This is a genomic window from Edwardsiella sp. EA181011, assembly GCF_000800725.1.
In the GTDB taxonomy this organism is placed as follows: Bacteria; Pseudomonadota; Gammaproteobacteria; order Enterobacterales; family Enterobacteriaceae; genus Edwardsiella; species Edwardsiella anguillarum.
The window spans coordinates 153239-173156 of the sequence record NZ_CP011364.1; the positions used below are offsets into that span (position 1 = coordinate 153239).

The 19918-nt window shown below is 59.5% G+C and carries 20 protein-coding genes and 1 pseudogene; 13 read left to right on the forward strand and 8 right to left on the reverse strand.

Translation table 11 applies throughout. From position 1 onward, the window contains the following. Nucleotides 1–31 precede the first annotated feature (31 nt). From QY76_RS00720 to uxaC, 3 genes are all read right to left on the reverse strand, one after another. Nucleotides 32–1522 (reverse strand): UxaA family hydrolase, encoded by a 1491-nt coding sequence (locus tag QY76_RS00720; RefSeq protein ID WP_034162855.1) that lies wholly within the window; start codon nucleotides 1520–1522, stop codon nucleotides 32–34. Nucleotides 1523–1540: 18 nt separating this feature from the next. Beyond that, nucleotides 1541–3019, reverse strand: coding sequence for a tagaturonate reductase (locus QY76_RS00725; protein ID WP_045425367.1), 1479 nt, complete (start codon nucleotides 3017–3019; stop codon nucleotides 1541–1543). A gap of 106 nt (nucleotides 3020–3125) precedes the next feature. After that, nucleotides 3126–4535: a glucuronate isomerase gene (uxaC, locus tag QY76_RS00730; protein ID WP_045425370.1), complete on the reverse strand. Its 1410-nt coding sequence runs from the start codon at nucleotides 4533–4535 to the stop codon at nucleotides 3126–3128. A gap of 514 nt (nucleotides 4536–5049) precedes the next feature. Between uxaC and QY76_RS00735 the strand changes: the two genes are divergently transcribed. From QY76_RS00735 to nrdG, 11 genes are all read left to right on the forward strand, one after another. Next, nucleotides 5050–6345 (forward strand): MFS transporter, encoded by a 1296-nt coding sequence (locus QY76_RS00735; protein ID WP_045425373.1) that lies wholly within the window; start codon nucleotides 5050–5052, stop codon nucleotides 6343–6345. A 172-nt stretch (nucleotides 6346–6517) separates the two neighbouring features. After that, the gene (gene exuR / locus QY76_RS00740; RefSeq protein ID WP_012847307.1) at nucleotides 6518–7285 is read left to right on the forward strand and encodes a transcriptional regulator ExuR; all 768 of its coding nucleotides are present in this window, start codon (nucleotides 6518–6520) and stop codon (nucleotides 7283–7285) included. 279 nt (nucleotides 7286–7564) lie between these two features. Then, nucleotides 7565–7972 carry a fluoride efflux transporter CrcB gene (crcB, locus tag QY76_RS00745; protein ID WP_045425376.1) on the forward strand — a complete coding sequence of 136 codons (408 nt, stop codon included), beginning with the start codon at nucleotides 7565–7567 and terminating at the stop codon, nucleotides 7970–7972. A gap of 172 nt (nucleotides 7973–8144) precedes the next feature. Further along, nucleotides 8145–8609, forward strand: coding sequence for a hypothetical protein (locus tag QY76_RS00750; RefSeq protein WP_034162860.1), 465 nt, complete (start codon nucleotides 8145–8147; stop codon nucleotides 8607–8609). Nucleotides 8610–8709: 100 nt separating this feature from the next. Next, entirely contained in the window at nucleotides 8710–9390 is a 681-nt protein-coding gene (locus QY76_RS00755; RefSeq protein WP_012847303.1) for a DedA family protein, read from the forward strand. 1 nt (nucleotide 9391) lies between these two features. Then, a complete protein-coding gene (gene mzrA / locus QY76_RS00760) occupies nucleotides 9392–9805 on the forward strand; it encodes an EnvZ/OmpR regulon moderator MzrA (RefSeq protein WP_071844091.1) in 414 nt (137 codons plus the stop codon). Between the two features lie 272 nt (nucleotides 9806–10077). Then, nucleotides 10078–10383, forward strand: a complete 306-nt coding sequence (locus QY76_RS00765; protein ID WP_012847301.1) for a YqjD family protein — start codon at nucleotides 10078–10080, stop codon at nucleotides 10381–10383. Beyond that, nucleotides 10383–10787, forward strand: coding sequence for a phage holin family protein (locus QY76_RS00770; protein ID WP_034162861.1), 405 nt, complete (start codon nucleotides 10383–10385; stop codon nucleotides 10785–10787). Before QY76_RS00765 ends, QY76_RS00770 begins: the two co-directional genes overlap by 1 nt. After that, entirely contained in the window at nucleotides 10784–11071 is a 288-nt protein-coding gene (locus QY76_RS00775; RefSeq protein WP_034162862.1) for a YqjK family protein, read from the forward strand. Before QY76_RS00770 ends, QY76_RS00775 begins: the two co-directional genes overlap by 4 nt. Before the next feature lie 410 nt (nucleotides 11072–11481). Next, entirely contained in the window at nucleotides 11482–13620 is a 2139-nt protein-coding gene (gene nrdD, locus QY76_RS00780; protein ID WP_034162864.1) for an anaerobic ribonucleoside-triphosphate reductase, read from the forward strand. Between the two features lie 83 nt (nucleotides 13621–13703). Further along, complete coding sequence (nrdG, locus tag QY76_RS00785; RefSeq protein ID WP_034162865.1) at nucleotides 13704–14168, forward strand: anaerobic ribonucleoside-triphosphate reductase-activating protein; 465 nt, start codon at nucleotides 13704–13706, stop codon at nucleotides 14166–14168. Between the two features lie 12 nt (nucleotides 14169–14180). On the opposite strand, the gene QY76_RS00790 is transcribed toward nrdG, so the two are convergent. Both QY76_RS00790 and QY76_RS00795 read right to left on the reverse strand, forming a co-directional pair. Then, a complete protein-coding gene (locus QY76_RS00790; protein WP_034162866.1) occupies nucleotides 14181–14831 on the reverse strand; it encodes an NAD(P)H-binding protein in 651 nt (216 codons plus the stop codon). Nucleotides 14832–14937: 106 nt separating this feature from the next. Next, entirely contained in the window at nucleotides 14938–15393 is a 456-nt protein-coding gene (locus QY76_RS00795; RefSeq protein ID WP_045425380.1) for a YhbP family protein, read from the reverse strand. Between the two features lie 85 nt (nucleotides 15394–15478). Here QY76_RS00795 and QY76_RS17480 point away from each other — a divergent pair, with 85 nt between their 5' ends. Further along, nucleotides 15479–15859, forward strand: a complete 381-nt coding sequence (locus QY76_RS17480; RefSeq protein ID WP_071844092.1) for a GIY-YIG nuclease family protein — start codon at nucleotides 15479–15481, stop codon at nucleotides 15857–15859. Here the strand turns inward: QY76_RS17480 and putP are convergent. From putP to QY76_RS00810, 3 genes and pseudogenes are all read right to left on the reverse strand, one after another. Continuing rightward, a pseudogene (gene putP / locus QY76_RS00800) lies at nucleotides 15780–17263 on the reverse strand (sodium/proline symporter PutP). The gene QY76_RS17480 and the pseudogene putP sit on opposite strands and share 80 nt — an antisense overlap. A 328-nt stretch (nucleotides 17264–17591) precedes the next feature. Further along, a complete protein-coding gene (locus QY76_RS00805) occupies nucleotides 17592–18095 on the reverse strand; it encodes a GNAT family N-acetyltransferase (RefSeq protein WP_034162870.1) in 504 nt (167 codons plus the stop codon). Further along, nucleotides 18089–18610 carry an SCP2 domain-containing protein gene (locus tag QY76_RS00810; protein WP_034162872.1) on the reverse strand — a complete coding sequence of 174 codons (522 nt, stop codon included), beginning with the start codon at nucleotides 18608–18610 and terminating at the stop codon, nucleotides 18089–18091. Before QY76_RS00810 ends, QY76_RS00805 begins: the two co-directional genes overlap by 7 nt. A gap of 303 nt (nucleotides 18611–18913) precedes the next feature. Between QY76_RS00810 and QY76_RS00815 the strand changes: the two genes are divergently transcribed. Then, nucleotides 18914–19909 (forward strand): peptidase U32 family protein, encoded by a 996-nt coding sequence (locus tag QY76_RS00815; RefSeq protein ID WP_034162874.1) that lies wholly within the window; start codon nucleotides 18914–18916, stop codon nucleotides 19907–19909. The last annotated feature ends 9 nt before the right edge of the window (nucleotides 19910–19918 follow it).

Sequence of the window (19918 nt, forward strand, 5' to 3'; positions counted from 1 at the left end):
CCCCGCAGCGCCTCCCGCGATCCGACGGCGGTTACAGCGTTACGCCGCTTTTAAAGATGGCCAGCTCACGAAAGTCATTCTTCTCGTTACAGGTCTGTCTGCCGTCGGCGATCGCCACAATCAGATCGATAAACTCGCTCAGCAGCAGCTCCATCGGCTTGCCCTGCAGCAGCTGACCGGCGTCAAAATCTATCCAGTGCGGTTTCTTCGCCGCCAGCGGCGTATTGGTCGCCAGCTTCACCGTCGGCACAAAGCCGCCGTAGGGCGTACCGCGGCCGGTACTAAACAGCACCATATGACACCCGGCAGCGGCCAACGCACTGGTGGCGACCGCATCGTTTCCCGGCGCGCTGAGCAGGTTCAGCCCCGGCATACGCAGGCGCTCACCGTAGCGCAGTACATCCATCACCTGGCTCTGCCCAGCCTTTTGCGTACAGCCGAGGGATTTCTCCTCCAGGGTCGTGATGCCGCCGGCCTTGTTGCCCGGCGAGGGATTCTCATAGATCGGCTGCTGATGGTCGATGAAGTAGCGTTTGAAATCGTTGACCATCGCTACCGTCTTTTCAAAGGTTTCCCCATCGCGGCAGCGACTCATCAAGATCCGCTCCGCGCCGAACATCTCCGGGACCTCGGTCAGTACGCTGGTACCGCCGTGGGCTATCACATAGTCGGAAAAGCGCCCCAGCAACGGATTGGCGCTGATGCCGGAGAAGCCGTCCGAGCCGCCGCACTCCAGACCGAACCTCAGCTCGCTGAGGCGACCCGGCTCCCGCCGATCGCCGCGCATGACGCCATACAGCTCATGCAGCGCCTCAGTCCCGGCATCAACCTCATCATCCTGCTGCTGGCATACCAGAAAACGCACCCGCGCCGGATCATAGTCGCCCAGCGTCTCACGAAACGCCGCGATCTGGTTATTCTCACAGCCGAGCCCGACCACCAGAACGCCGCCGGCGTTCGGGTGGCGCACCATATTCTGCAGCAGGGTGCGGGTATTCTGGTGATCATCGCCCAGCTGTGAACAACCGAACGGATGGGTAAACAGATGGACGCCATCGATCTCCGGCGCCCCGTCACTTTCGCGCAGAAAGCGCTGCAGCATCTGGCGAGCCATGCCATTGACGCAGCCGACGGTCGGCAGGATCCACAGCTCATTGCGGATGGCCACCTCGCCGCTGGCGCGCCGATACAGGGATATCGCGCGATCCGCCGGCTGCACCGTCGGCGCGGCGAAGTCCGGCTGATACTGGTAACTGTCCAGATCGCTGAGGTTGGTACGCAGGTTATGGGCATGCACGTGATCGCCGGCGGCGATGGCCGTAAGCGCATGGCCGATCGGCAGACCATACTTAATCACCATCGCCTGCGGCGCCAGGCGGCACAGCGCGACCTTGTGCCCGCGCGGCACCGCGTCGCGCAGCGTCAGCGCCCCGTCGTCCAGCGCTATCGTCTCTCCGGACGCGAGATCGCGCAGGGCGACCGCCACGTTATCCTGAGGGTGAATCTTAATGATGCTTTGCATATGACTCGGTCCGCTCCGTTAACAAGATGATGCCAGCAGCGCGCTCAGCGCGGCGCGCATTCCCTGCTGTTCAATCGCCAGCAGCGCGCCGCTCACCTGCTGCGTCAGCCCGGGGATACGGTTGAGATCCTCGCCCCAGTGCGCCGACTGCGCCAACACCGCGCTGACCAGCTGCTCCAGCGTCTGCTCCCCTGCGCGCACCGCCTGCCAGCCGGCGGCGTAAAAATCCAGCCAATGGGCATCATCCTGCAGCGGATAGCGCAAGCCGTCGCGCTCGCCGCGGTAAAAGGCGATCAGCGCCGCCAGCGCAAAGCTCAGGCGTACCGGCACCGCATTCCGGCAGGCGCGGTAAGAGAGCAGCTGCGGCAGGATCCGGGTTCGGAATTTGGTCATCCCATTCAGCGCTATCGACAGCAGCTGGTGCTGAATATAGGGATTACGAAAGCGTGCAATCACCGCCGCGGAAAAGGCGTTCAGCTCCTCGGCGGGCAGATCCAGCTGCGGGACGATCTCCTGAGCGATCGTCTGCGTCACAAACGCGGCCACCAGGGCATCGTCCATGCTCTGACCCACGGTATCCAGGCCGGCCAGGTAGGCCACCGGAACCAGCGCCGTATGCGCACCGTTCAAAATCGCCACCTTACGCTCTTTATAAGGACGAATATCCTCTACGATACGGATATTCAACGGCCCCTGCGCGGCGGCATAGGCATCCAGGCACAGCGCCTGCGCCAGCCACTGCGGCCCCTGAATAACAAACAGATAGAAGTATTCTGCGGTATCCAGGAAGCTATCCTGGTAGCCGAGTTCACCGCACAGTGACGAGGCCTCATCACGCGGATATCCGGTGACAATACGGTCAACCAGGGTTGAGCAAAACGTATTGTGCTCGTTCAACCAGACGGTGAACGCCGGCGGCAGATCCCACTGCTCGGCGTAGCGCAGCACCAGCTCGTGTAAGGCCCCACCGTTATAATCGATCAGTTCACAGGGCAGCAGCACCCAGCCTCTATCCGCGGCGCCGTCGAAGTGGCAAAAGCGCTCATACAGCAGACGCGTCAGCTTGGCCGGGAAGCTGGAAGGCGGCGTATCGCCCAGGCGATCCTGCGGCGCATAGCTGATGCCCGCCTCCGTGGTATTGGAGAAGACAAAGCGAATATTCGGATCGCGTGCCAGCGCCAGAAATGCATCAAACTCGCGATAGACGTTCAATTCTCGGTTAACGCTGCGGATCACCCGGCTGACCGATACCGCCTCGCCCCGTCCATTCAAGCCGCGCACGATGGTGGTATACAGGCCGTCCTGACGGTTCAGCGACGGCGGGAAATCACCGTCGATCGGGCGGACCACCACGATCCCCGCATCCAGATCGGTATGTTCATTTAACAGATCCAGCTGCCAGTCGACGAAGGCGCGCAGGAAGTTGCCCTCGCCAAACTGGATCACTTTATCCGGGTGCTGGCGGCCAGGAAAGTCACGACGGTTTAGGGTTTGCATCAGGAGCCACCTCAATAGCGGGCCCTCCGCCCTGCGGCGGCCCGTAACAGTCAAATTTGGATTCAGCGGCAGCGGGCGGCGAACGCCGGCTGCCGTAGGTCAGCGATTACAGCTCAATGGCAAAGTAGTTTTTCGCGTTGTCGAAGCAGATGTTTTTCACCATGCTACCCAACAGGGCGATATCGGCTGGCGCCTCATCCTGCGCGACCCAGCGGCCGATCATCTGGCACAGGATGCGGCGGAAATACTCATGGCGGGTATAGGAGAGGAAGCTGCGGCTATCGGTAAGCATTCCCACAAAGCGGCTCAGCAGCCCCAGCTGCGCCAACTGCGTCATCTGGCGCTGCATACCGTCCTTCTGATCGTTAAACCACCAGCCCGAGCCAAACTGCATCTTGCCAGGCATCCCCTCGCCCTGGAAATTGCCGATCATGGTTCCCAGCACTTCGTTATCGCGCGGGTTCAGACAGTACAGAATCGTTTTTGCCAGTCCGCCGTTACGGCTCTGGGCATCCAGCAGGCGCGACAGCGGCTGCGCGACCGGCGCATCGTTAATCGAATCAAAGCCGATATCCGGCCCCAGACGCTCAAACATCGGCGTATTGTTGTTGCGCAGCGCGCCGATATGGTACTGCTGCACCCAGCCGCGCTTCTGATATTCGCCGCCCAAGAACAGCAGCACAGCCGTCTTGAACTGTGCAACCTCGGTCTCGCTCGGCGTACCACCGCACAGGCGGCGGGCCAGGATCCCATCCAGGGTCGCATCATCCGCCTCGCCGTAGACCACCACATCCAGCGCGTGGTCAGAGACCTTACAACCGTGGGCGGCAAAGTAATCCATGCGCACCTTCAACGCCTGACACAGATCGGCAAAGCGGGTGATATCGACGTCGGCCACGGCGCCCAGCTGCGCAATATAGTCAGAGAACAGCGCGGCATCGATGTTAAACGCTTTATCCGGGCGCCAGCTCGGCAGCACTTTAGTGGTAAAGCTACTGTCGGCGGCGATCGTCCGGTGATGACGCAGATCGTCGATCGGATCGTCGGTGGTGCCCACCATCTTCACATTCATCTGGCCCATAATGCCGCGCGCCGTAAAGCTATCCTCCGCCAGCATTCGGTTGCAGCGGGCCCAAATATCCTCGGCCGTCGCGGCAGACAGCAGCGTATCGGTGATGCCGAAGGGGCGGCGCAGCTCCAGATGGGTCCAGTGGTATAGCGGATTACCGATGGTATGCGGCACCGTCTCGGCCCAAGCCTGAAACTTCTCGCGATCGCTGGCCTCGCCGGTGCAAAAACGCTCCGTGACCCCGTTGGTACGCATCGCGCGCCACTTGTAGTGGTCCCCCTTCAGCCAGATGTCATACAGGTTTTTGAAACGATGGTTTTCGGCGATCTGCTCCGGCGGAAGGTGGCAGTGATAATCGAAAATAGGCTGTTCTGCCGCGTAATCGTGGTACAAACGGCGGGAAAATTCGGTATCAAGCAAAAAATCTTCGGTCAAAAATGGAGACATAATCGGGGTTCCTCAGATGCGGTTGATGCACTCGCACGGGGTGCGCTAGCGGAAGTTATCACACCAATTTTAAAGTTAGTCCAGAACTTTATCCAGGATTGCGGACTGCATGACAAAAAACGTCACATCACGGTGCTAAAAGCGCCATCCAGCTCACTTTCACTACCGTTGTTCCTCCCAATTATTATTCAGCAATCCAATTATGGTTTTTGTGATAGCTCTCAACCTTTGAATCTGTATGACAAGTTATCTTAGCCGTCGCACTAACTCGGCTGTAGGTCAACCAATTTAGCCCATTGTGGTTTGGCCAATCATCCACCGGCATACCGTCGCGGAGATCTCCGCACGCCCCCCCGGCCACTGTCAGGGCCACGGGAGCGCTCGGTATACGCCAACCATGTCTTTCCAGCAGGAAAGTGAACGATCGCACCGCCGATGCGGATATGGGTCTCGGCCGCCCCGTATCCGTCATGCGTGCACTATCGGTAATACATTAAACGGGGAGAGAGTTTAAATGCGTAAAATTAAAGGATTACGCTGGTACATGATCGGCTTAGTCACCATTGGTACGGTGCTAGGCTATCTGACGCGCAACGCCATTGCCGTGGCCGCGCCCGCGCTGGAAGACACCCTGCATATCACAACCCAACAGTACTCCTATATCATCGCGACCTATTCTGCCTGCTATACCATCATGCAACCCGTGGCCGGGTATGTGCTGGATCTATTGGGTACCAAAGTCGGCTATGCGGTCTTTGCTGTACTCTGGGCGCTGTTCTGCATGGGAACGGCGCTGGCCAACAGCTGGGGTGGGCTGGCCATCGCCCGCGGCGCGGTAGGGATGGCCGAGGCCGCCATGATCCCGGCGGGTCTGAAAGCCTCGTCAGAGTGGTTCCCGGCCAAAGAGCGCTCGATAGCCGTCGGTTATTTCAACGTCGGCTCCTCTATCGGCGGTATGATTGCACCACCGCTGGTGGTCTGGGCCATCATGGTCCACAGCTGGGAAATGGCCTTTATCATTACCGGTAGCCTGAGCCTGCTGTGGGCGATCGGCTGGCTTATCTTCTACAAGCAGCCCAAGGATCAAAAGCGCCTGAGCGACCAAGAGCGCCAGTACATTCTGAGCGGCCAAGAGGCTCAGCATAAGGGCGATAACGCCACCCGCATGTCAGCCTGGCAGATTCTGCGCAACCGCCAGTTTTGGGGCATCGCCCTGCCCCGCTTCCTGGCAGAGCCGGCCTGGGGCACCTTTAACGCCTGGATCCCGCTATTTATGTTTAAGGCCTACGGTTTCAATCTGAAAGAGATCGCCATGTTCGCCTGGATGCCGATGCTGTTCGCCGATCTGGGCTGCGTCATCGGCGGCTACCTACCGCCGCTGTTTCAGAAGTATTTCAACGTCAACCTGATCGTCTCCCGTAAGCTGGTCGTCACCATGGGTGCCGTACTGATGATTGGCCCCGGCATGATCGGTCTATTCAGCAGCCCGTATATCGCGATCGCCCTTCTGTGTGTCGGAGGATTTGCCCATCAGGCGCTCTCCGGCTCGCTGATCACGCTCTCCTCCGATGTCTTTGGCCGCAATGAGGTCGCCACGGCCAACGGCCTGACCGGCATGGCGGCCTGGACCGCCAGTACCCTGTTTGCCCTGGTGGTCGGTGCGTTGGCCGATACCCTGGGCTTCAGCCCGCTGTTCGCTGCCCTGGCCGTCTTTGATCTGCTGGGCGCCCTGATCATCTGGACCGTACTGCAAAACCGTACCGCCAACGATCTGCAGCCGATCCCCCGTCCGGCTAACTCAAACGCCTAACCTATCGATATCACAGGATCCGCCCGCGGGCGGATCCTTCTCCCCACGGGTTTTGTCCACGAAGGCTCACACTCTGTATCCTTGCCGCTGGTGGCTGCACGATGAAAGTGGTATAACAACTCGCACTGTGGCAGCGAGCCACCCGCGTTACCAACCCTAGCCGAGCACGAATATGGAATGCACGAGACTCTACCAACAGCTTGCCGCCGAACTGAAACAGCGCGTTGAAGGCGGCGTTTATCCCGTCGGCGATAAGCTGCCCGCCGAGCGTTTTATCGCCGAAGAGATGGACGTCAGCCGTACCGTCGTGCGGGAGGCCATCATCATGCTGGAGGTCGAAGGCTACGTTGAGGTGCGTAAAGGCTCCGGCATTCATGTCATCAATAATCAACCCAAATCGCTGATCCAGCCGGACAACGCCATTGAGTTCGCCAGCGCCGGGCCGTTCGAACTGCTGCAGGCGCGCCAGCTTATTGAAAGCAATATCGCCGAATTTGCCGCCACCCAGGTCACCAAACAGGATATTGTCGCGCTGATGGAGATTCAGGAGCGGGCGCGCCAGGAGGATCGATTCCGCGATTCGGAGTGGGATCTCAAGTTCCACGTTCAGGTGGCGCTGGCGACCCAGAACAGCGCCATGGCCACCATCGTAGAAAAGATGTGGAGCCAGCGTACCCATAATCCCTACTGGTTAAAGCTGCACGAGCATATCGATGACAAATCGATCGAAAGCTGGTGCGAGGATCACGATAAAATTCTCAAAGCGCTGATCCGTAAAGATCCCTATGGCGCCAAGATCGCCATGTGGCAACACTTGGAGAACACCAAGCAGATGCTGTTCCACGCCACCACAGACGACTTTGAGTTCAACGTCGATCGCTACCTATTTGCCGAGAACCCCGTCGTGCATCTTGACGCGGTAGCCAACGGCGGTAAGTAATTCCCATTGTATCTGAGATAAATAGGCTCCTATAATATCCACCGGTGATGGTGTTCCACCTTTAATTCGAAAAATGAATTAAAAACCGCCGGGGATAGCCGGCAGCGCGAGCCGATAGGGGTCGCACTGCCGTCGTAGCGAGCGACCTCGCCTAATCCTGTGCTGATGACGCCTGGCAAAAGGTGTGTTTCCCATTAATGGGCGGCATGCGTTTGCCCGGCGAGATCGTTTTCCGTGGCCTGCGCATTCCCCCAGCTTAGATTTGTAAAGGAGTCTGCCATGAATTATGGTCTCACGCTGCTGGTCGTCGCCTGCGGCGGCGCTCTCGGAGCCATTAGCCGTTTTCAAATCACCAATTGGTTCGGTTCGTGGTTTGGTAGCGGTTTCCCCTACGCCACGCTCACGGTCAACATCATTGGCTGCTTCATCATGGGTGCGCTGGTCTCGATGCTGGAGAGCGGTACCCTGATCGCGCCGCACTGGCGCCCACTGATCGGCGTTGGCTTTCTCGGCGCGCTGACCACCTTTTCCACCTTCTCTTTCGATACGTTCGCCCTGTTTAGCGAAGGTTTTTTGGTGAAGGCGATGCTGAACGTCGTACTTAACCTGATCCTGTGTATGGCGGCCGTGAGCGCAGGTTACTATCTGTTACTGTCCCGCAGCGCCTGGCGCGCTGGCAGCGGATAATCCCCGCCATATCAGTCCATTCCGGCGAATTTGTAGGACAAAACCGCCGGATAAAAAACATCGGATTTCACCTGATTTGGCCAGGAAATCCCCATTTTGTGCTGTCTCCAGGTGGGCGATTTTGCTAAAGTGAGCGCCTGTTTTTCTGTCTGTATCCGGAAACGACAAAATATTGAAGCGTGTAACCTCTGCCTCTCTGCTGCTGTTACTGTGTTGCTGGGCCGCCACGGCCATCGGCAAAATAGGGACATGGCATTCCCAGGCCGTCACCACGCTTCCGCTGAGCCAGTTTCCCTGCAATACGGCTGTCTTCAGCGAAAACTACCGCGATCCGGCGGGAAGCCACTGCCTGAGCCGAATACCGCACAATCGTAAGATCACCGCGCTGATCCGACTGCATATCTGCGGCGGCAGCGAGGTGGTGCGCAACGGCCTTATCCCACCGGATGTCCCGCCGCCGGAGACCCGCCAGCCCTATCGCCCCCAGGCGCCAGGCAACAACGGCCACTATGCGCGCCTATCGCGCATTCTGCTGCGAACCCTACAGCTACCGCCCCACCAAAATCGGCTGGGGGGCTGGAAGGAGAGTAATATCCTTTACCGCGGGCAGGTCACCTATCACCCAACGCTCGCCTAACTTAACAGTGTTGTATCAGGTGATACGTTAGCGGATCGCCCGGCGCTATCACTGCGCCAGACCGGCAAACGTTCTCCGAGGTTTCTGCTAGGAATTCGCGATGGATATTATTAGAGAATTAATCACTGCCCTGTGGCATCAGGACTATGAAACGCTGGCGAACCCTTCGCTGGTCTGGACGATTTACGGCATTCTGTTCGTGATCCTCTTCCTGGAAAACGGCCTGTTGCCGGCGGCCTTCCTGCCCGGGGACAGTCTGCTTATTTTGGTCGGGGTGCTGATCGCCCGCGATACCATGGATTTTCCGCTGACGCTGCTGGTGCTGACCTCTGCCGCTAGCCTCGGCTGCTGGGTGGGTTACCTGCAGGGTCGCTGGCTGGGCAATACCCACTTAGTTCAGAAATGGCTTTCACATCTGCCCGCCCACTACCATCAGCGAGCCCACCAGCTGTTCCATCGTCATGGTCTGGCCGCGCTGTTGATTGGGCGCTTTCTCGCCTTCGTCCGCACCCTTCTGCCGCTGATTGCCGGCCTCTCCGGGCTGAACGGTCCGCGCTTCCAGTTCTTCAACTGGATAAGCGGCCTGCTGTGGGTGTTGATCTTGAGCTCCCTGGGCTATGTGCTCGGCAAAACGCCGCTGTTCCTGCGCTATGAGGATCAGCTGATGAACCTGCTGATGCTGCTGCCGCTGGTGCTGCTGGTCTTTGGCCTGTGCGGTTCTCTGCTGGTGCTGTGGCGAAAAAAGCACGCCCATGCTACCGGTAAAAGCCCGAGGAAATGACGTGAACCAGGCAAACTCACAGCCATTTACCCGCCGGCCGGGCTGGAAACGCATGTTAGGCCTGCTGCTGTTCATCGTCGCCGCTCTCACGGCGGTGATCTTACCGCAGCTGGGCCATAAAGAGGTCTCCCTACAGATCCGGGCAACCCACAGCGGCCTGGCCACGCCCGACGGCTTTTTTGTCTATCAAAAGCTGGACGAGAACGGCGTCAGTATCACCAGCATCACGCCGGACAGAGAGGGACTGGTGGTACGTCTGGCACGCCCCGAACAGCAGGCGCTGGCGTTGCAGGTGCTGCAGCGTGAGCTGCCGCCCGGCTATAGCATCGCCGATAAAATCCTGCATCGTTCGCTGTTTCATAAGAGCGAGCGCCCCGCCGCCGCCCTTTCTTACAGCGCGGGCCGCAACAGCTAACCCTCGGCGGGAAGAGACTTTCCCGCGCCTTTCATCCCGCTTGGGCTAAAAGTGAGATTATTTCCGCCCATAGGGTGCCCAGGAACAACTATGATAGAGGATGGAGGGGCGATCTCTGCCTGGCAGAATCCCTGCGGCGCGACGCTGACCGTCTGCAATATGTTACGACAAAGCTAAGTTATTACAGAATGTTATGTAGCTATACCCTTTGCACTCTCTGTAAAAGCTCGCTATGTTGAAGGTCCTAATCAGTAACGTGAAGGAGCGTAAGAATGACTAACGATTCCACCGCTGAACATCTGCGTGCCGAGCTGAAATCCCTGGCTGACGCGCTGGAAGATGTCCTCAACTCATCCACAGATAAGCCCAAGGCCGAACTGGAAAAACTGCGCGCCCGCGCCCATGATGCGCTGCACAACAGCCGTGAGCGCCTGAGTCAGGCCGGTGAAAACGTGGCGACCCAGACACGAGAAATGGCCGGGCGAGCCGATGACTATGTCCGGGATAACCCCTGGACCGGCGTTGGCATCGGCGCCGCCGTCGGCGTAGTGCTTGGCGTGCTGCTGGCCCGTCGCTAATGGCAGGCGACACCTCCCCCGCCCAGGATTCCGCCACCGGGATCCTGGGTACAGCTCGGCGCATCGTCACCCTGCTGGTCGGTATGACGGAAACCCGTTTACGTCTGGCGGTTGTCGAGCTGGAAGAGGAGAAAGCCAACCTCATTCAGCTGCTGCTGATGGCTGGCGTCACGCTCTTGTTCACCGCCTTCGGTTTGATGTGCCTGCTGGTACTGCTGTTTTGGGCCGTCGAGCCAGCCTATCGCCTGATGGCCTTGGGGATAGCCACCGCTCTGCTGCTGCTGCTGGCCTGCGTCGGTGCGATCTGGACGCTGACAAAAGCGCGCCGTTCCACTTTTTTGCTAGCCACCCGCAAACAGCTTGAGATCGATCGCCAGCTGCTGGAGCGCCGGGAGAAGTCATGAACCGTCAACGTCAGGCCCTGGCCGCTGAAAAGGCGCGACTGCTGCAAAAAATCGCGCAGCAACGCGTGGATCTGCATACCGAGTCGCTGCGCGCCGAGCGGCTGTGCATCAACGTGGACCGCACCCTGACCACGCTGTGGCGCCTGCGTCGCGCCCTGTCGCTGGCCGCTGGCCTGGCCGCCGTTTACGCAGCCCGTCATCCCTCCCGTCTGCTCAGCGGTATAAAACGGGCCGTGGGCCTGTGGAGCACCCTGCGTTTGGCACGCCGTACGTTCTACCCATGATCGCCGCCGGCATCTTCGCGTACGGACCCGCTGCGCGCCGCTGATGCCCTCTTATCGACGACGTGCTCCCGCGCTGACGCGGGCGGCATATACGCATCCATAGATTATCCCATGTGACCATTAGCACATTTTTTATACAAAAATTTATTATTACATTATTAAAAAATGGTGCTGATCACCCTCTGTATAACGATTCTACCGATGCTAAAAATCATTGATTCAGGTCAATAAAATTTGCTTTATCAAATCGTCATTCCCATATATAGTGTCTCTGAAGTAAACAAACACCTATATATAGTAGTTATCCACAAAGCATCCACACAACGCGTGTAAAGCCTGATTTCACGCGGCTTTGTGCTGTGGATAACCGGTAGATGGATGCACACCACAATCACAGGAGCGAGAAAACGGTGAAACCTATAGTGATTAAACGGGACGGTTGTCAGGTACCCTTCAACGAACAGCGTATCAAGGAAGCGGTGCTGCGTGCAGCGCAGGCAGCTGACGTGGATGATGCCGATTACTGCGCAACCGTTGCCCGCGTAGTCGCTATGCAGATGGCCGATCGCGAGCGTGTGGATATCAACGATATCCAGCACGCCGTAGAAAACCAACTGATGGCGGGCAACTATAAGCAGCTTGCGCGCGCCTACATCGAGTACCGTCACGATCGTGACGTTGCCCGTGAGCAGCGTGGCCGTCTTAATCAGGATATTCGCGGACTGATCGAACAGAGCAACGCGGCCCTGCTCAATGAGAACGCCAACAAAGACAGTAAGGTTATCCCAACCCAGCGCGATCTGCTGGCGGGGATCGTCGCCAAACACTATGCCAAACAGCATTTGCTGCCGCGTGACGTGGTGCGGGCCCATGAGCGCGGAGAGATCCACTATCACGATCTCGACTACTCGCCGTTCTTTCCCATGTTCAACTGTATGCTGATCGATCTGAAAGGCATGCTGACTAACGGCTTTAAGATGGGCAACGCAGAAATCGAGCGGCCGAAGTCCATCTCTACCGCCACCGCCGTTACCGCACAGATCATCGCGCAGGTTGCCAGCCATATCTATGGCGGAACGACCATCAACCGTATCGATGAGGTGCTGGCTCCCTTCGTCAGCGCCAGCTTCGCCAAGCATCGCCAAATCGCCGAACAGTGGAATATCCCCGACGTAGAAGGCTATGCCCACGCGCGCACCGAGAAAGAGTGCTACGATGCGTTCCAGTCGCTGGAGTATGAAGTAAATACCCTTCATACCGCCAACGGACAGACCCCGTTTGTCACTTTCGGCTTCGGCCTGGGCACCAGCTGGGAGTCGCGGATGATCCAGCAGTCGATTCTGAAGAACCGTATCGCAGGCCTGGGTAAAAACCGTAAGACCGCGGTATTCCCCAAGCTGGTCTTCGCCATTCGCGACGGACTCAATCACAAGTTCGGCGATCCGAACTACGATATCAAGCAGCTGGCCCTCGAGTGCGCCAGCAAGCGCATGTATCCGGACATCCTCAACTACGATCAGGTCGTCAACGTCACCGGCTCCTTCAAGACCCCGATGGGCTGCCGTAGCTTCCTTGGCGTCTACGAAGAGAACGGCGAGATGATCCACGACGGGCGTAATAACCTGGGGGTCATCAGCCTTAACCTGCCGCGCATTGCGCTGGAGGCCCAGGGTGATGAGACGGCCTTCTGGAAGCTGCTCGACCGCCGTCTGGAGCTGGCCCGCAAGGCGCTGATGACCCGCATCGCACGTCTGGAAGGGGTGAAGGCCCGCGTTGCGCCGATCCTGTATATGGAAGGGGCCTGCGGCGTACGCCTGAAAGCGGATGACGCCATCGCCGATATCTTTAAAAATGGCCGCGCCTCCGTATCGCTAGGCTATATCGGGATCCATGAGACCATCAACGCCCTGTTTGGCACCCAGACGCACGTTTTTGACGATGCGGCGCTGCGCGCCAAGGCTATCGCCATCGTCGAGCGTCTGCGTCAGGCTACCGATACCTGGAAACAGGAGACCGGCTATGCCTTCAGCCTGTACAGTACGCCGAGTGAAAACCTGTGCGACCGCTTCTGCCGCCTGGATACCGCCGAGTTTGGCCTCGTTGACGGGGTCACCGACAAGGGCTATTACACCAACAGCTTCCATCTGGACGTGGAGAAGCAGGTCAATCCCTACGACAAGCTGGACTTTGAGGCGCCTTACCCTCCGCTGGCTAACGGTGGATTCATCTGCTACGGCGAATATCCTAACCTGCAGCACAATCTGAAGGCGCTGGAGGATGTCTGGGACTACAGCTATAGCCGGGTTCCCTACTACGGAACCAACACGCCGATCGATGAGTGCTATGAATGCGGCTATACCGGCGAGTTTGAGTGTACCAGCAAAGGCTTTACCTGCCCGAAATGCGGTAACCATGACTCAACCAAGGTATCGGTTATCCGCCGCGTCTGCGGCTATCTGGGCAGCCCGGACGCGCGTCCGTTCAACGCCGGCAAGCAGGAAGAAGTGAAGCGCCGCATCAAGCACCTGAACAACGGTCAGATAGGCTAAACGCGCCTGGTCGATCGCCATCCCATCCCGGGCAGTCCGCTGCCCGGTTGCTTTTGCGGGGGGCGCCCCGCAGGACAAACATCATGAATTACCATCAGTATTATCCGGTCGATGTCGTCAACGGCCCGGGCACCCGCTGCACGCTGTTCGTTGCGGGCTGCGTCCACCAGTGCCCCGGCTGCTATAACAAAGCCACCTGGCGCCTGGACTCCGGCGTACCGTTCACGGCGGCGCTGGAGGATCGCATCATTGCCGATCTCAACGATACCCGGATTAACCATCAGGGGCTCTCCCTCTCGGGCGGTGACCCGCTGCACCCGCACAACGTGGCGACGATCCTACGCCTGGTACAGCGGGTACGCGCCGAGTGCCGCGGTAAAGACATCTGGCTGTGGACGGGCTATCGCCTGGAAGAGCTCACGGCGGAACAGCAGGCCGTGGTGAAGCTGATCAATGTCTTGGTGGACGGCAAGTTTGTACAGGATCTCAAAGATCCCATGCTGATCTGGCGCGGCAGCAGCAATCAAGTCGTCCACTACCTGCGCTGAGCCGCCCCGGGCTCAGACGGCACCCGCCGCCGTCTCTCCCAGACGCTGCACCTGCTCAGATTCCAGGATCTGCAGGCGATACCCCGCCGGGTACAGCGCACAGTGCAGCATGGCACGCGCCACGCTATCGGCCTCGATCGCCTTCCATTTTTCAGGCAGCAGGCGGAACAGCGGCTCGGAGATCTGCTCCAGCAGACGCGGCTTGGCCCGTTCCCCCTGCAGCAGGGAAGGGCGCAGCAGAGAGAGCCGTCGCCAGGCCTGCCGCTCTAAAGCCTGCTCCATCTCCCCCTTGGTGCGGCTGTACAAAAACGGCGATTGGGCATTGGCCCCCAGCGCGCTGACCACTACATAGTGGCGGCAGCCGTGCTGCAGCGCGACCGCGCCGCACTCGACCACCAGCGAGTAGTCCACGTAGCGAAAGTCGCTGTCGCTGCCGGCCGCTTTGCGGGTGGTTCCCAGGCAGCAAAAGGCTACGTCGCAGGGGGTATCCCAGTCCAGCATAGCCCGGCAAATATCTGCGCCGACGGGGTTAATCAGCTTGGCCGACGCCGGCAACGCCGTACGCGTCGGCGCATAGATCTGGGTAACGCGGGGCTCTGACGCCAGCAGCGTCAATAGCGTACGCCCGATAAGACCGGTCGCCCCAAGAAGCAATACGTTCATCGGTGACTCCTCCCTGTTTTTTGGCGGCTTCCGCCACGGTATACACCGTCAACGACGGAAAGGATCGCCCGTTCCGCGCCGACGTCTCGCACAGCGATAGCTACTCTTAGTATACCCCCACGGGCTCGCCCTCGCGGGCCCAGTGACGCTTATGGCCAAAGCCACAGGTATTGTCGGTCATCTTCACCCGCATCAGACGCAGTCCCCAGACCGGCGATGGCCTAGCCCTCGCCAGCGGAAAACGGCGATAGTAGGCAGCATACGCCGCCGCTGCCGCCTCTCCGCCAAGGCACGCGATCCGGCCGTGAAACTGTATTCCCTGGATCTTCGCCACGCTGCGCGTCTGATGCGCCACCGTACCGACAACCCGAGGGTTGGCCGACATCAGCTGCCCGTGATGAGACGCCGGCGAGGTCAGCAGGTACAGCGTCATCGTCGGCGCATCCAGCACATAAAAACAGTCGGCGCACCACAGCGCCTCCTCCTGCCCGGCGGCCAGCGTCACAATGTGCTGGCGAGTCAGGAAGCGCCGGATGGCCGCCAACGTCTCGTCGTTGCTCATTCCCTCTCCTACCGCCGCGCCGGGGCTCGTCCCCGGCGCCGCCGTCGCGTACACTGATCCCTCCGTTTCCCACCGAGAGATCCCAATGCAGAATACTGTAGCGCATAATGGATGGTATCTGTACATGCTGCGTACCGCCGGTGGTGCGCTGTATACCGGTATCACCACCGACGTCGCGCGCCGCCTCCGCCAGCATCAGTCGGGTCGGGGAGCCAAGGCACTGCGCGGCAAAGGACCGCTGACGCTAGCATACCAGTGCGCGCTCTCGCGCGAGCTGGCCGCACGGCTGGAGTATTGCGTTAATCAGCTGAGCAAGAAACAAAAAGAGAGGCTGGTCGCCGACCAGCCTCTCCATCTGTTACCGTGGTTAGCCAACGGCGGCTACCTTACTTCGTCAGGTAAATCTTATTCGCCTGCGCAAAACGTTCCCGCATCTGCGGCGACGGCCCCCTACCCACCAGGCTGACCAGCACGATAGCCAACGAGGCCAGAATAAAGCCGGGAATGATCTCATACAGGTGGAACCAGGCATATTGCTTCCACACGACCACGGTGGCCGCCCCTACCAGCATCCCGGCCAGCGCGCCGTTACGCGTCATGCCCGGCCACAGCAGGGAGATAATAATCACCGGGCCAAAGGCGGCGCCGAAGCCGGCCCAGGCATAGCTCACCAGATCGAGCACATAGTTGTGCGGGTTGGCCGCCAGTCCGATGGCGATTAGCGCGATCAGCATCACCATGGTGCGGCTGACGATCACCAGCTCCCGCTGATTGGCATGCTTGCGCAAAAATGCCTTATACAGATCTTCGGTCACCGCGCTGGCGCTTACCAGCAGCTGGCAGCTCAGGGTGCTCATCACCGCCGCCAGAATAGCCGACAGCAGAATCCCGGCAATCCATGGATTAAACAGCAGCTTGGAGAGGGAGATAAAGACCCGCTCTTTGTTTTCGTGCACCTCCAGCGCCAGCTGCGGGTGCGTAGAGAAGAAAGCGATACCGAAGAAGCCGACCGCAACCGCCCCCCCAGACAAAAGATCATCCACACGATGCTAATTCGACGTGCCTTACGGATCGTATGGTGGGAGTCCGCTGCCATAAATCGCGCCAGAATATGCGGCTGCCCAAAATAGCCCAGACCCCATCCCATCAGGGAGACGATCGCCACCCAGTCTAGTCCACGGAACAGATCCAGATAGGCCGGGCTGCGCTGCGCAATGGCGTTCATGGCATCGTCAAAGCCGCCGACGCTGACCACCACCATCACCGGCGTCAGGATCAGGGCAAAAATCATCAGGGTCGCCTGTACGGTATCCGTCCAGCTGATGGCCAGGAAACCGCCGATAAAGGTATAGGCAATCGTCGCCGCCGCGCCGGCCCACAGCGCGCTTTCGTAGCTCATGCCAAAGGTGCTTTCAAACAGACGGGCCCCGGCGACGACGCCGGAGGCACAGTACACGGTAAAAAATACCAGAATAATCAACGCTGAAATCAGACGTAGAATACGCTGCTTATCCTCAAAACGCTGGGTAAAGTAGTCCGGCAGCGTCAGCGCATTATTGTTCAGCTCGGTGTGCACCCGCAGGCGCCCGGCCACGATGCGCCAGTTAAGGTAGGCACCCAGCACCAGTCCGATGGCGATCCAGCTCTCCGACAAGCCGGCGACAAAGATCGCACCCGGCAGTCCCATCAGCAGCCAGCCGCTCATGTCCGACGCCCCGGCGGAGAGCGCGGTCACCACGCTGCCCAAACGGCGTCCCCCCAAAATATAGTCAGAGAAGTTATTGGTGGCGCGATAGGCCAGCAGACCGATCAAGATCATGCCGAAGATATAAATTAGAAACGTGATTAGTGTCGGTGTATTAACACTCATCCTGTACCCCTGTCATCACGGTGTCACGCACCGTTTTTTTTGTTGTTAAAGGAGGCGCTGTCCACGGCGCGGAGCTGCGGGCGAAACACAGATGATACCGCCGCTGTCTGGGCTATGGCCCGGATGCGTACGGCAGTACGGCAGTGAAACGCCCAATACGCGATCAGGCGCGGCGAGAGGCGCAGACGATGGCGATAAATGCGTGGAGCAGGCTGACTTACTCCCCCGCCCGCCGGCAGGCGAACGGGGGGAAGCATGATAGACCCAGCGGGGAAGAACGACAAGCGTTCAGAAGATAAGCGGCGGGATCGGCACCCACCGCACAGGCTTAAAAACGATTAAACGGCTCGGCGTACTCGATGCGCCCGCGGGCCTGCTCCAGCGCCTGCGGCGCCAGCGCGTATACCTGAAAGAGCGCATCGCATCCCGGCCAGCGACAGTGCAGAGCGTGCTGCGCCGCATTAACAAAGCCAAAGCGCTGATAGTAGTGTGGTTCCCCCAGCACCGTCACACCGGCATAGCCGAACTCATTCAGGGTATCCAGCCCCTCATAGACCAGCCGCTCTGCGATCCCCTGACAGCGGTAGGCCTCATCCACCGCCAACGGTGCCAGTCCAACCCACTGGCACTCCTCACCGCCGACCGTCACCGGGCTGAAGGCGGCATAGCCGACCACGCCCCCCTCATCATCCGTGGCCACGACCCCGAGGGTCAGCAGCCCGTCCTCACGCAGGCAAGAGACCAGCTCGGCCTCGTCAGCGCCCGTAAAACAGCGGCGCAGCAACCTGTCAATGCCTGGCGCATCGACGGGGATCTCAGCCCGGATCAGCATGATGTCACCGCACGCGCAGCGATCGGCGTGCCCTCCCGCAGACCGGCCTCGACAAAATCAGCCAGCTGTATCAGCGCCAGGCGTAGCGGCGCCGGCATCAGCTCAGGATCGATGGCGTCCATCAGATTTTTCACCTGCAACCCCAGCTCGGTGTCGCCCTCAATACGCAGACGACGCTGGAAGAAAAGCGTATCGGGATCCTCTTTGCGGGCGGCGATCAGGATCAGATCGTTAGCATCCGCGCTGAAGCTGACATCCGCCGATTGATGACGACCAACGTGCAGCGTCCCCTGCTGCACGGTGACAAACCAGCGCAGACCGAGATCGCGCACGTCAACCTGCAGCCAGCGCCCGTCGAGAAACGCCAGCTCGTCCTCGGCCAGCGCCTGGCGAAACTGCCAGGCCAGCAGCTGCTCCAACACATGCCGCTGCAGGACAAACGGCGTAACTTTTAACGGCAGGCTCAAAAATGCCGGCCCCTGACGCACGATGCGTGCTCGCAATTGTTCCAACACCGCAGTGACTCCTTCTGATCAGACAGCGTCTATTCTGCCACAACCGCCCATGCAGACTGCGTCTTATATCAACAAAAAGGCCCGTCATTGTCACGGACTAATACACCGCCGCCGCCATTGCACAGGCCACCTGGTAACAGTGACTCAACACGCCGGAAACTGCCTGAAATCAAAACAATTACATAACATTTTATCTAGAATGACACCTTAGCGGACAGGACACCGCCCGGGCCGCGGTGTCGATATCCATCCCCTAACACGCCACGCCCGGCGCTATCCGTGGCCAAACTCAGGAATTCACCTATGGAGCTGCTGTGCCCCGCCGGCAACCTGCCCGCCCTCAAGGCGGCCGTAGAGAATGGTGCCGACGCTGTCTATATTGGACTGAAAGACGATACCAATGCCCGCCATTTCGCTGGCCTCAATTTTAATGAGAAAAAGCTGCAGGAAGCGCTGGAGTATGTGCACCAACGCGGCCGCAAGCTGCATATCGCGATCAACACCTTTGCCCATCCCGACGGCTATATCCGCTGGCAGCGGGCGGTAGATATGGCCGCCCAGCTGGGCGCTGACGCGCTGATCCTCGCCGATTTGGCCATGTTGGAGTACGCCGCCGAGCGCTATCCCCACATTGAGCGCCACGTTTCGGTGCAGGCATCGGTGACTAACGAGGAGGCGATCCGCTTCTACCAGCGCCACTTTGCGGTCGCACGCGTGGTGTTGCCGCGCGTGCTTTCGCTGCATCAGGTAAAGCAGCTGGCGCGCTGCAGCCCGGTGCCGCTGGAGGTCTTCGCCTTCGGCAGCCTGTGTATCATGTCCGAGGGACGCTGCTACCTCTCCTCCTACCTGACCGGAGAGTCTCCCAATACCGTCGGCGCCTGTTCCCCCGCCCGCTTCGTGCGCTGGCAGCAGACACCGCAGGGCATGGAGTCCCGCCTCAACGACGTCCTGATCGATCGCTATGCCAATGACGAAAATGCGGGCTATCCCACTCTGTGCAAGGGACGCTATCTGGTTGACGGCGTGCGCTACCATACGCTGGAGGAGCCGACCAGCCTGAATACGCTTGCGCTGCTGCCGGCGCTAATGGAGGCCAATATCGCCTCGGTTAAAATCGAGGGTCGCCAGCGCAGCCCGGCCTATGTCAGCCAGGTAACGCGGGTATGGCGGCAGGCTATCGATCGCTGCCGCCGCGATCCCGAACACTTCACCCCCGACGCCGCCTGGATGGAGGCGCTCGGCGCCGTTTCAGAAGGTGCGCAGACCACCCTCGGCGCCTATCACCGCCGATGGCAGTAAGGAGTCCGA